The sequence below is a fragment of the Streptomyces sp. CAI-85 genome, from assembly GCF_013363615.1.
In the GTDB taxonomy this organism is placed as follows: Bacteria; Actinomycetota; Actinomycetes; order Streptomycetales; family Streptomycetaceae; genus Streptomyces; species Streptomyces antibioticus_B.
The window spans coordinates 88,232-100,749 of sequence record NZ_JAANNX010000014.1 but is presented as its reverse complement, the minus strand read 5'-3'; the positions used below and the strand labels follow the sequence as shown (position 1 = coordinate 100,749).

Below are 12,518 nucleotides of genomic sequence, written 5' to 3'. Positions count from 1 at the left end.
CTGACATGAACGGTTCAGGGCCAGAGTGGCCGGGGCGAGTGATCCACTCGCCCCGAATCACTCACAGGCCGAATCACAGGGGGCCCTATGAGATCCAACCGTGCCGCGCTGCGCGCCTCGGTGAGCATGGCGGCGACACTGCCCATGATCGCCGGGACGCTGGCGCTCGGCATACCCGCGGCGCACGCCGCGGACGGCCCGGCCCGGGACACGCTGGCCGGGACCCGGCCGGCGTGGGCCACGGCCGCGGCGGACCGGGGCGCGACCGCGGACGGCGCCCAGGTGCGGGCCCGGGTCTACCTCGCGGGCCGGGACGCCACCGGTCTCGCCGCGTACGCCAGGGCGGTCTCCGACCCGGGGTCCGCCGCGTACGGGAAGTACCTCTCCGCGCGCCAGGCACAGGCCCGTTTCGGTGCCACCGCGGCCCAGGTGGCGGCGGTGAAATCCTGGCTGACGGCGGCCGGTCTGAAGGTCACCGCCACGACGACGCACTATGTGTCCGTGAGCGGTGATGTGACCTCCGCCGAGCGGGCGTTCGGCACCCAGCTCCACAACTACACCAAGGGCGGCCGGACTTACCGCGCCCCCGCCAAGACCGCCTCCGCACCGGCGAGTCTCGACGGCGCCGTCCTCACCGTCACCGGTCTGGACAACGCCCCGCACAAGGCCGCCTCCAAGGACCAACTCCCGCCGCCGGACGCGGTGTTCAAGAACGCCGGGCCGTTCTCGTCGTACTACGGCTCCAGCGTGGCGCGGACGCTGCCGTCCGCGTACGGCGCGAAGATCCCGTACGCCGTGCGGGGGTACACCGGCAAGCAGCTCCGCGCCGCCTACGGTGCCGGCAAGCGCACCGGCAAGGGCGTGCGCATCGCGATCACCGACGCGTACGCCTCGCCGACGATCGCCTTCGACGCGGCCACCTACGCCAAGGCGCACGGCGACAAGGCGTGGAAGACCGGTCAGCTCACCCAGGTGCTGCCCTCGCAGTACACCAGGACCGAGGAGTGCGGGGCGGCCGGCTGGTACGGCGAGGAGACCCTCGACGTCGAGGCCGTGCACGCGGTCGCGCCCGACGCGAGCGTCACGTACGTGGGCGGCGCCTCCTGCTACGACGACGATCTGCTCGACGCGCTGAGCAAGATCGTCGACCGGCATCTGGCCGACATCGTCTCCAACTCCTGGGGCGACATCGAGGCCAACCAGACGCCGGATCTCGCGGCCGCCTACGACCAGGTCTTCCAGTTCGGCGCGGTCGAGGGCATCGGCTTCTACTTCTCCTCCGGCGACGACGGCGACGAGGTCGCGGCCACCGGCACCAAGCAGGTCGACACCCCGGCGAACTCGGCGTGGGTGACGGCGGTCGGCGGCACCTCGCTGGCGGTCGGCAAGGGCGACAGGTACCTCTGGGAGACCGGCTGGGGCACCGAGAAGGCGTCGCTGTCGGACGACGGGAAGAGCTGGACCGGCTTCCCCGGCGCGTTCACCTCCGGTGCGGGCGGCGGCACCAGCAGGACGGTTCCGGCGCCGTACTACCAGAAGGGGGTCGTCCCCAAGGCGCTGGCCACGGCCAACGGCGCGGCCGGCAACCGGGTCGTGCCGGACATCGCGGCGATCGCCGACCCCAACACCGGGTTCCGGGTGGGCCAGACCCAGACCTTCCCGGACGGGGTCCAGCGGTACTCCGAGTACCGCATCGGCGGCACCTCGCTGGCCGCGCCGGTCATCGCGGCCGTCCAGGCGCTGGCGCAGGAGGCGCGCGGCGGCAGGGCGATCGGCTTCGCCAACCCGGCGATCTACGCCAAGGCCGGCTCGCGGGTCTACCACGACGTCACGGACCGTCCGACGCACGCGCCCGGCCTGGCGGTCGCCCGCGTCGACTTCGCCAACGGCGTCGACGCATCCGAGGGCCTGCTGACCTCCGTCCGGAGCCTCGGCAAGGACAGTTCGCTGTCCGCGGTGAAGGGATACGACGACGTCACGGGCGTGGGGACGCCGGGGAACGGCTATGTCGAGTCGTACCGGCGGCGCTGAGCCGTAGAGCCAGGTGGGAGGGGGCGTGGGGGTGCGCGGCAGCCCCGCGCCCCCCATCGCGTCGCTCTGACGATTACAATGGCCTCGTGCCTTCGTCGAACTTCTGGTCGGTCTATCAGCACGGCTTCGCGCGCGTCGCCGCCTGCACCGGTCACACCGTCATCGCCGATCCGCCCGCCAACGCCGAGGCGGTCCTGCGCCAGGCGCGCCGGTGCGCCGAGGAGGGGGTGGCCGTCGCCGTCTTCCCGGAGCTGGGGCTGTGCGGCTACTCCATCGAGGACCTGCTGCTCCAGGACGCCCTCCTGGACGACGTCGAGTCGGCGCTGCGGGAGGTCGTGACCGGCTCGGCGGACCTGCTGCCGGTGCTGGTCGTCGGCGCCCCGCTGCGGCACCGCAACCGGCTCTACAACTGCGCGGTGATCGTGCACCGCGGCCGGATCCTCGGGGTCGTGCCCAAGTCGTACCCGCCGAACTACCGGGAGTTCTACGAGCGCCGGCAGATCGGCGACGGTGCCGACGAGCGCGGCGGGTCGATCCGGGTCGGCGGTACGTCCGTGCCGTTCGGGGTGGATCTGCTGTTCGCCGCGGACGACGTGCCCGGTCTCGTGCTGCACGCCGAGATCTGCGAGGACATGTGGGTGCCGGTGCCGCCCAGCGCGGAGGCGGCGCTCGCCGGGGCGACCGTCCTGGTCAACCTGTCCGGCAGTCCGATCACCGTCGGCCGTGCCGAGGACCGCAAGCTGCTGTGCCGTTCGGCGTCCTCGCGCTGTCTCGCGGCGTACGTGTACGCGGCGGCCGGGCTGGGCGAGTCGACGACCGACCTGTCCTGGGACGGGCAGGCCATGATCTACGAGAACGGCGCGCTGCTGGCGGAGACCGAGCGTTTCCCGCTGGACGACGAGCGTGCGGTGGCCGACGTGGACCTAGACCTGCTGCGGCAGGAGCGGATGCGGATGGGCACGTTCGACGACAACCGCCGTACGCACAAGGCGCGCACCGACGACTTCCGGACCGTGTCCTTCGAACTCGCCCCGCCCTCCACCGATCTGGGGCTGCGGCGCCGCCTCGAACGCTTCCCGTTCGTGCCGGCGGACGCCGCGCGGCTCGCCCAGGACTGCTTCGAGGCGTACAACATCCAGGTCGAGGGTCTTCAGCAGCGGCTGGCGGCGATCGGCGGCCCCAAGGTGGTCATCGGGGTGTCCGGCGGGCTGGACTCCACGCACGCGCTGATCGTCGCCGCACGGGCGATGGACCGGGCGGGGCGGCCGCGCAGCGACATCCTGGCCTGGACGCTGCCCGGCTTCGCCACCAGCGACCACACCAAGGGCAACGCCCACAAGCTGATGAACTCCCTCGGGGTCACCGCGGCCGAGCTGGACATCACACCGACCGCGCGCCTGATGCTCCAGGAGATGGGCCACCCCTTCGCCTCCGGCGAGCCTGTGTACGACGTCACCTTCGAGAACGTCCAGGCCGGGCTGCGCACCGACTATCTCTTCCGGCTCGCCAACCAGCGGGGCGGGATCGTGCTCGGCACGGGGGATCTGTCCGAGCTGGCGCTCGGGTGGTCGACGTACGGCGTGGGCGACCAGATGAGCCACTACAACGTCAACTCCGGTGTGCCGAAGACGCTGATGCAGCATCTGATCCGGTGGGTCATCAGCAGCGGGCAGTTCGACGCGGAGACCGGGCGGACGCTGGCGGCGATCCTCGACACGGAGATCAGTCCCGAGCTGGTGCCGGGTGAGGAGATGCAGTCCACGGAGTCGCGGATCGGGCCGTACGCCCTGCACGACTTCACGCTCTTCCATGTGCTGCGCTACGGGTTCCGGCCGTCGAAGATCGCGTTCCTGGCCTGGCACGCGTGGCACGACCCGAAGTCCGGCGCGTGGCCGCCGAACTTCCCCGAGGGGGAGCGGGTGGCGTACGACCTGCCGGAGATCCGACGCTGGCTGGAGGTCTTCTGCCGCCGCTTCTTCGCGTTCGCCCAGTTCAAACGCTCCGCGATGCCGAACGGGCCGAAGGTGTCGGCGGGGGGTTCGCTGTCCCCCCGGGGAGACTGGCGCGCACCGTCGGACAGCTCGGCGGAGGCGTGGCTGCGGGATTTGGAGCGGGTCGAGGTGTGAGGGGCTGGGGGGTGTGGGTGGGGTGCGGGTCCGGTGGGGGCGAATCGCGCAGTTCCCCGCGCCCCTAAATCGCTGGGCTGCGCCCAGACCATAGGCCCGTGGGGTCCGGGGAGCTGATCGCGCCCTTCCGCCCTGCCCACCCAGGGGCGCGGGGAACTGCGCGACAAGCCCCCACGGACCCGCACATAGCCACGGGGTTGGGGCCTGGGCGCAGCCCGGCCTTCAGGGGCGCGGGGAGCTGCGCGATCAGCCACCGCCGGGCCCGCACATGCCCATCCGTCAGGCCTGTGGCTGGTGCTGCGCCGTCGACGGGACGTGTGTCGCGATGATGCGGTCGGGTGTCGCCCCGGGCGGAGTCGCTCCGCGGCGGTCCACGACGTACGCCGCCGTGGCCACCCCCACCCCCAGCAGAGCCAGCGCCGCGCCCGCCAGGGCCGGGGACGTCGCGCCCAGCCCCGCCGCGAGGGCGAGGCCGCCGATCCAGGCGCCGCCCGCGTTGGCGAGGTTGAAGGCGGCCTGGTTGGCGGAGGAGGCCAAGGACGGGCCTGCCGTGGCGCGTTCCATGACCATGAGGTTGAGCGGGCTGCCCGCGACGAACGCCGCGACGCCGAGGAGGACGACCGCGAGCGCGCCGCCCGGCTGGGTGCGCATCAGCAGCGGGAAGAGGGCGAGTACCGCCGCCAGTGACAGAAGCCCGCCGAACAGCGTCGCGCGCATCGCGTGGTCGGCGAGGCGGCCGCCCAGCAGGTTGCCGACCGTCGCGCCGACGCCGAACAGGGCGAGCAGCAGCGTCACGCTGGAGTCGGCGTACCCGGCGGCGTCCGTCAGCATCGGCGCGATGTAGCTGTACGCCGAGAAGAGCGCGCCGAAGCCCGCGACCGTCGTGCCCAGGGCCAGCCAGACCGGGAGGGAGCGCAGGGCGGTCAGTTCGCCGCGGAGTCCGCCGGGGGCGGCCGCGCCCGGCAGGGTACGGGGGATCAGCAGGGCGAGCGAGACGATCGCCGCGACGCCGATCACGCTGACGCCGAGGAACGCGGCCCGCCAGCCGAGGTGCTGGCCCACGAGCGTGGCGGCGGGGACGCCCGCGATGTTGGCGACGGTCAGGCCGAGGAACATCAGCGACACCGAGCGTGCCTTGCGTTCCGGCGCCACCAGGTTGGTGGCCACGACCGCGCCCACGCCGAAGAACGCGCCGTGCGGCAGACCGCTGAGGAAGCGGGCCGCGAGCAGCCAGCCGTGGTCGGGGGCCAGCGCCGACAGGGCGTTGCCGGCCACGAACAGGCCCATCAGCGCCATCAGGACCGTACGGCGGGACCGCCGTGCCGTCACCGCGGCCAGCACCGGGGCGCCGATGACGACGCCGAGCGCGTACGCGGAGACGAGGTGTCCGGCGGTGGGGATCGAGGTGTGCAGGTCCGCCGCGACGTCGGGCAGCAGGCCCATCATCACGAACTCGGTGGTGCCGATGCCGAAGGCGCCCACGGCGAGGGCGAGCAGGGCCAGAGGCATGAGGGGCTCAGCATTCGGGTCGAGGGTCCCCCAGCATATGTTCACTGACGAAACAAACTCGGCCCGAGCCCTCGTTCAGGAGTCCGTTGTGGCGACTTTCACACGCGCCGCGACCGGCAGATGGTCACTGGTCGTCTGCGGCAGGGTCCACGAGGTGACCGGCTCCACGCCCTTCACCATGATCTGGTCGATCCGCGCCATCGGGAACGACGCCGGCCAACTGAACCCGAAGCCGTGCCCCGCCGCGCCCTGCGTGGAACGCATCTGGGACGTCACGGCGTTGAGCGAGCGGTCGTTCATCGTGCCGTTGAGGTCGCCGAGCAGCACCACCTGGTCGATCCGCTCGTCGGCGATGGCCTCGCCCAGCGCGTCCGCGCTCTTGTCCCGCTGACGGGCGGTGAAGCCGGCCTGGAGCTTGACCCGGACCGAGGGCAGATGCGCGACGTAGAAGGCGACGTCGCCCTCGGGCGTGGCCGCCGTGGCCCGCATCGCGCGCGTCCAGCCGAGCTTGATGTCGACGGGCTTCACGCCGCTCAGCGGGTACTTGCTCCACAGCCCCACCGTGCCCTGCACCGAGTGGTACCGGTACGTCGTCGCGAGCGCCTTCTCGTACACCGGCACGGCCGACGCGGTGAGTTCCTCCAGCGCCACCACGTCCGCGCCGGACGCGGCCACGTCCCGGGCGGTGCCGGACGGGTCGGGGTTGTCGGCGTTGACGTTGTGCGTGGCGACGGTGAGGTCCCCGCCGCCGCCGGTCTTCTCGGTGAGCAGCCCGCCGAAGAGGTTCAGCCACACCACCGCGGGCAGCACGACCGCGATCAGCGCCGTCGCCGACCTGCGCACCAGCGCGAGCACCAGCAGCAGCGGGATGAAGAGCCCGATCCAGGGCAGGAACGTCTCGGTCAGGGAGCCGAGGTTGCCGAACCGGTTGGGGATACGGGAGTGCACCAGCATCACCAGCGAGAACAGCAGCGCGAGCGCGGCGAGCACCAGTCCGCGCCGCCAGATCCGCGGGTCGCCGCGCCAGCCCGCCGACAGCCGGGCGGCCAGGTCCCCCACCAGGCGCCGGAGCCGGGCTCTCCGGCGCTCGGGTCCCGAGCCGCCGTCGCCGTCCGTCTCCGTCATGTACGCCTGCTGCGCCATACCGTCGCCTCACTGCCTGCCGTGCACACCGTACGTCCTCCGCGGGTACGACCCTAGGGGATGAACGGCTCGGTTCTCGCCGTCGCGTGACGGCCGTACGGGCACGAGGACGAAGGGCGCGGCGCAGGGGGTTCCGGCCCCGGCGGGGAAAGGGTGCTCTGTGACGCAACGCGCACATTCAGGCCGTTCCCTCGGCGGGACCCAGCCCTTCGAGGAGTGTGTCGACGATCCGTTCGGCGAGCCGGTCGTCGGTGAGGTCGGCGTCGGGGCGCAGCACGCTGCGCACCAGCATGGGGCCGACGAAGATGTCGTTGAGCAGTTCCAGGTCGACGTCGGCGCGCAGTTCGCCGTTCTCCCGGCCGCGGCGCAGGACTTCGAGGCCCATCCTGCGCCGGGGCGCTATCACCGAACTGTCGTACGCCGCCCAGATCTTGGGGCTGGACTTCATCTGGGCGTGGACGTTGTGCAGGATCGCCGAGGAGCGGTTGGCGAGGCCGCGCACCCGCAGGGCCTCCAGCAGGACGACGAGGTCGTCGCGCAGGGAGGTGCCGGGGAGTTCGGGGTCGTCGGGCTCGGCGGCGCGCAGGACGTCGACGAAGAGTTCCTCCTTGCCGCTCCAGCGCCGGTAGATGGTGGCCTTGCCGACGCCGGCGGTGCGGGCGATGCGCTCGATGGAGATCTCGGCGAGCGGGACGCCGTCCTCGAGGAGCTTCATCGTGCCCTCGATGATGGCCCGTTCCACGGCCTCGCTGCGGGGCCGGCCCCGGGTGGGCGGCTCCGCGGCGGTTCCACGGTCGGCGAGGCTCACGTCCATCGGTCCTTTCGTCGGTCGGCGCGGCACACCGGCCGTCGCGCCGTCGTCCCCTGGTGTGATTGTCGCCCGGCCGCCGCCGCGGCTCCACGCCGGCCGGCGGCCTTCGTCGGCTCCGGCTACGACTCCACGCGCGCCAGCGCCTCCTCCTCCCCCGCGTCGCCGGTGTCCCCGGCGGCCTCCGGGCCGGCCTTGGGGCGGCCCGGCAGGAACAGGGCGACGACGACCGCGCCGACCAGCGCGATCGCGGCGCCCCAGACGGCGGTGATGTGCATGGCGTGCAGGAACGCGTCGTCGGCGGGCCCGACGAGGGCCTTGCCCCGGTCGCCGAGCTTCGCCGCGACGCCGAGGGTGGCCTCGATGGACTCGCCCGCGGTGTCCCGCAGGCCGGGCGGCAGACCGCCGAGCTTGTCCTCGATGCCGTTGCGGTAGGCGGTGGAGAGCACCGAGCCGAGGACGGCGATGCCGAGCGCGCCGCCGACCTGGCGGAAGGTGTTGCTGAGCGCGGAGGCGGAGCCGGCCTTCTCGCGGGGCAGCGCCTGCATGATGACGACGCTGGTCGGGGTCATGACGTGGGCCATGCCGGCGCCCATGGCGAAGAAGACGATCTCCAGGACCCACAGCGGGGTGTCCTGGTCGAACAGGGCGAACGCCAGCAGGCTCGCGGCCAGCACCAGCATCGCGACCGTGGTCGTGGCCCGGACGCCGATCCGGTCGACGACCAGCCGGGCCCGCGGCGCGAAGATCATCTGCGCGACGGCCAGCGGCAGCAGGAGCAGACCGGTCTCCAGCGGTGAGTAGCCGCGCACGCTCTGGGTGTAGAAGACCGAGAAGAACGTCACGCCCATCAGCGCGAAGAAGACCAGGGTGATGACGGCCATGGCGGCCGAGAACACCTTGTTCTTGAAGTAGGTGACGTCGATGGACGGATGGTCGCTGCGCGCCTCGAAGATGACGAACGCGGCGAGCACCGCGAGACCGGCGCCGATGGTCAGCAGCACGGTCGGGTCGGTGAAGTCGGCCAGCTCGCCGCCCTTGATGATGCCGTAGACCAGCAGGACCAAGCCGACGACGGACAGGACGACGCCGATCGGGTCGATCCGGCCGGGCTTCGGGTCGCGGGAGTCGGGGACCAGCCAGATCATCAGCGCGATGGCGATGAGCACGATCGGGACGTTGACCAGGAAGACCGAGCCCCACCAGAAGTGGTCCAGGAGCAGACCGCCGGTGATCGGGCCGATCGCGATGGCGATGCCCACGCCGCCCGCCCAGACGCCGATCGCCTTGGGCTGCTCCTCGCGCTCGAAGACGTTCATCAGGACGGCGAGGGTGGCCGGCATGACGAACGCGGCGCCGACGGCCATCAGCGCGCGGAAGGCGATGAGCTGGGCCGGGGAGCCGGACTCGGCGGCGAGCGCGGAGCCGATGCCGAAGACGACCAGGCCGCCGAGGAGCACCTTCTTGCGGCCGAGGCGGTCGCCGAGCAGACCGGCGGAGAACAGCAGGCCCGCGAAGACGAGGGTGTAGGAGTTTATGGCCCACTCCAGCTCGCTCTGCGTGGCGCCGAGGCCGATGGGAGCCGGGGTGGAGATCGTCTTGATGGCGACGTTCAGGATCGAGTTGTCCAGCACCACGATCAGCAGGCTCAGCATCAGCACACCGAGGATGGCCCAGCGGCGCCGGTGCACCTCTTCCGGGATCCGGTGGACGGCAGGAGTAGTCATGACCACGAGCCTAGGCCACTTCCGATACGGAACCGTCTCGTATCGGAATCCTTTACGGAGACCTTACCCGGGTGGGTGCACCGGGGCGAGACCTTGGCCACAGGGGGCGGTCTGGTCCCCCGTGGCACGAGGTGCCACCATGGGAGGTGGTCCGGGGACGCCGTGAGGGCGCCTCGAGATGACGAAGGAGCCGTTGCCATGACGCAGCTTTCGGCTGCCCAGACTGCACCGCAGACACCCACCGACGGCAGCAAGGCGCTGTACGGGGGGAAGGGCACACGCCGTATCACCGTCCGGGACATCGCCCTCGCCAAGGAGCGCGGCGAGAAGTGGCCCATGCTCACCGCCTACGACGCGATGACCGCGTCCGTGTTCGACGAGTCCGGGATCCCGGTCATGCTCGTCGGCGACTCGGCGGGCAACTGCCATCTGGGGTACGAGACGACCGTCCCCGTCACCCTCGACGAGATGACCATGCTCGCGGCGGCCGTCGTACGCGGCACTCAGCGTGCCCTGATCGTCGGCGACCTGCCGTTCGGCTCCTACCAGGAGGGCCCGGTGCAGGCGCTGCGCTCGGCGACCCGGCTGGTCAAGGAGGCCGGGGTCGGCGCCGTGAAGCTGGAGGGCGGGGAGCGCTCGCACCGCCAGATCGAGCTGCTCGTCGAGTCCGGGATCCCGGTCATGGCCCACATCGGTCTGACCCCGCAGTCCGTGAACGCGATGGGCTACCGCGTGCAGGGGCGGGGCGAGGAGGCGGCCGCGCAGCTTCTGCGGGACGCGAAGGCCGTGCAGGACGCGGGCGCGTTCGCGGTGGTCCTGGAGCTGGTGCCGGCCGAGCTGGCCGCCGAGGTCACCCGGGTGCTGCACATCCCGACGGTCGGGATCGGCGCCGGGCCGGAGACGGACGCGCAGGTGCTGGTGTGGACCGACATGCTCGGTCTGACCGGCGGGCGGGTCCCGAAGTTCGTCAAGCAGTACGCCGACCTGCGCCGGGTCATGGGCGACGCGGCGAAGGCGTTCGCCGAGGACGTCGTCGGCGGCACGTTCCCGCTGGACGAGCACTCCGTCCACTGAGCCGTACCCCGATGGTGCGCTGAACCGTGTCCAGACGGTCCACTGAGCCATTTTCCGCGCACAGGGCAGCCCGCCGATCTTCCCCCGTCGGCGGGCTGCCGCGCGTTCCGGGCCTTTTCGGATCGTGTCGGTGATCTGTCGGCGGGATGTCGGTGATCTGTAGGCGGGGCTGTCGGCGGGATGTCGGTGGTTTGTCGGCGGGGCCCCGCATCGTTGTCGGCATGAAGCGAATCGACACGAACCCCAGTGGCGCCGGAAGCGCCGTGACCGTTCGGGGGCTGGTCAAGCACTACGGCGAGACCAGGGCACTGGACGGTGTCGACCTCGATGTGCGGGAGGGCACCGTGATGGGCGTGCTCGGCCCGAACGGCGCCGGCAAGACCACCCTGGTGCGCATCCTGTCCACCCTCCTCGCCCCCACCTCCGGCCAGGCCACCGTCGTCGGCTACGACGTCGTACGCCAGCCCCGCCAGCTCCGCCGGGTGATCGGTCTGACCGGGCAGTACGCCTCCGTCGACGAGAAGCTCCCCGGCTGGGAGAACCTGTACCTCATCGGGCGGCTGCTCGATCTGTCCCGCAAGGACGCGCGGGCCCGCGCCGACGAGCTGCTGGAGCGGTTCTCGCTGACCGAGGCGGCCCGTCGTCCCGCCGGCACCTACTCCGGCGGTATGCGGCGCCGGCTCGACCTCGCCGCCTCGATGATCGGCCGGCCCGCCGTGCTGTTCCTGGACGAGCCGACCACCGGCCTCGACCCCCGCACCCGCAACGAGGTGTGGAACGAGGTCAAGGCGATGGTCGGGGACGGCGTGACCGTCCTGCTGACCACCCAGTACATGGAGGAGGCCGAGCAGCTCGCCTCCGAGCTGACCGTCGTGGACCGCGGCCGGGTCATCGCCAAGGGCGGCATCGAGGAGCTGAAGGCGAAGGTCGGCGGCCGCACCCTGCGCATCCGCCCCGCGGACCCGCTCCAGCTCCGTCCGCTGGCCCGCGCGCTGGACGACCTCGGCATCACGGGCCTGGCCGCCACCGTCGTGGACACCGAGCGGGCCTCGGTGCTGGTGCCGGTGCTCAGCGACGAGCAGTTGACGGCCGTCGTCGGCGCGGTCACCGCGCGCGGCATCACGCTGTCCTCCCTCACCACCGAACTGCCCAGCCTGGACGAGGTGTTCCTGTCGCTGACCGGCCACCGCGCGAGCGGTCCGCAGGACACCGTCCCCTCCGAGACCCGCGAGGAGGTCGCCGTATGAGCGCCCCCACGATCACCCCCGAGAGCGCCCCCGCGGCCACCGGCACCGAGACCGCCGGTTTCGCCGACTCGCGCATCCCGCTGCGCAGCCATCTGCGCCACACCGGCGCGCTGATCCGCCGCAATCTGCTGTGGATACGGCAGGACCCGGAGTCGATGTTCGACGCCGTGCTGTTCCCGGTGATCTTCACCCTGCTGTTCGTGTACGTCTTCGGCGGCTCCATCGGGCAGTCGCTGGGCGGCGGCCAGGAGGCGTACGTGCAGTACGTCGTGCCCGGTCTGCTGGCCATGATGGGGATGAACATGGCCCAGGGCGTGGGCACCGGCTTCAACACCGACTTCAACTCCGGTGTGATGGACCGGTTCCGGTCGCTGCCGATCGGGCGCGGCTCGGTGCTGTTCGCCAAGATCGTGGTCGAGCTGATGCGCATGCTGGTCGCCTGCGTGATCCTCATGATCGTGGGCGTGCTGGTGGGCTTCGACATCACCCACTGGCCGGGGCTGTTCGCCGCCGTGGGTCTGGCGACCGTGTTCGGCTCGGCGCTGATGTGGGTGTTCCTCACCCTCGGTGTGACGATGAAGAACGCGCAGTCGGTGCAGGCGATGGGCTTCCTGGTGCTGATGCCGCTCCAGTTCGGCTCGTCGATCTTCGCGCCGACCGCGTCGATGCCGGGCTGGCTCCAGAACTTCACCGAGTACAACCCGCTGTCCTCGCTCGCCGACGCGGCGCGCGGACTGATGGTGGGCGGTCCGGTCGCGCACGGTCTGTGGGTGACCCTGGCCTGGTCGGTGGGGCTCACCGCGGTGATGGCGCCGGTCGCGATCCACAAGTTCCGCACCAAGACCTGAGTGTC

General features: G+C 71.6%; 9 protein-coding genes. 5 read left to right on the top strand and 4 right to left on the bottom strand.

The window, feature by feature from the left end:
* Positions 1-87 precede the first annotated feature (87 nt).
* Both G6W55_RS18520 and G6W55_RS18515 read left to right on the top strand, forming a co-directional pair.
* Positions 88-2,031 (top strand): protease pro-enzyme activation domain-containing protein, encoded by a 1,944-nt coding sequence (locus tag G6W55_RS18520; RefSeq protein ID WP_175521956.1) that lies wholly within the window; start codon positions 88-90, stop codon positions 2,029-2,031.
* Positions 2,032-2,117: 86 nt separating this feature from the next.
* Complete coding sequence (locus tag G6W55_RS18515; RefSeq protein WP_175521955.1) at positions 2,118-4,157, top strand: NAD(+) synthase; 2,040 nt, start codon at positions 2,118-2,120, stop codon at positions 4,155-4,157.
* Between the two features lie 279 nt (positions 4,158-4,436).
* Here the strand turns inward: G6W55_RS18515 and G6W55_RS18510 are convergent, their stop codons facing one another.
* The 4 genes from G6W55_RS18510 to G6W55_RS18495 form a co-directional block, all read right to left on the bottom strand.
* Positions 4,437-5,666, bottom strand: a complete 1,230-nt coding sequence (locus G6W55_RS18510; RefSeq protein WP_175521954.1) for an MFS transporter — start codon at positions 5,664-5,666, stop codon at positions 4,437-4,439.
* 75 nt (positions 5,667-5,741) lie between these two features.
* Positions 5,742-6,809, bottom strand: a complete 1,068-nt coding sequence (locus G6W55_RS18505) for an endonuclease/exonuclease/phosphatase family protein (RefSeq protein WP_175521953.1) — start codon at positions 6,807-6,809, stop codon at positions 5,742-5,744.
* 178 nt (positions 6,810-6,987) lie between these two features.
* On the bottom strand, positions 6,988-7,617 hold the full coding sequence (locus G6W55_RS18500) for a TetR/AcrR family transcriptional regulator (RefSeq protein WP_309243757.1): 630 nt from the start codon (positions 7,615-7,617) through the stop codon (positions 6,988-6,990).
* Between the two features lie 122 nt (positions 7,618-7,739).
* Positions 7,740-9,344: an MFS transporter gene (locus G6W55_RS18495; RefSeq protein WP_175521951.1), complete on the bottom strand. Its 1,605-nt coding sequence runs from the start codon at positions 9,342-9,344 to the stop codon at positions 7,740-7,742.
* A gap of 198 nt (positions 9,345-9,542) precedes the next feature.
* On the opposite strand from G6W55_RS18495, the gene panB reads away from it, so the two are divergent.
* The 3 genes from panB to G6W55_RS18480 all read left to right on the top strand — a co-directional run bounded on the left by panB (position 9,543) and on the right by G6W55_RS18480 (position 12,513).
* The gene (gene panB / locus G6W55_RS18490) at positions 9,543-10,418 is read left to right on the top strand and encodes a 3-methyl-2-oxobutanoate hydroxymethyltransferase (protein WP_175521950.1); all 876 of its coding nucleotides are present in this window, start codon (positions 9,543-9,545) and stop codon (positions 10,416-10,418) included.
* 221 nt (positions 10,419-10,639) lie between these two features.
* Positions 10,640-11,665: an ATP-binding cassette domain-containing protein gene (locus tag G6W55_RS18485; protein ID WP_078633262.1), complete on the top strand. Its 1,026-nt coding sequence runs from the start codon at positions 10,640-10,642 to the stop codon at positions 11,663-11,665.
* Positions 11,662-12,513 carry an ABC transporter permease gene (locus G6W55_RS18480; RefSeq protein WP_254876326.1) on the top strand — a complete coding sequence of 284 codons (852 nt, stop codon included), beginning with the start codon at positions 11,662-11,664 and terminating at the stop codon, positions 12,511-12,513. Before G6W55_RS18485 ends, G6W55_RS18480 begins: the two co-directional genes overlap by 4 nt.
* Positions 12,514-12,518: the final 5 nt, after the last annotated feature.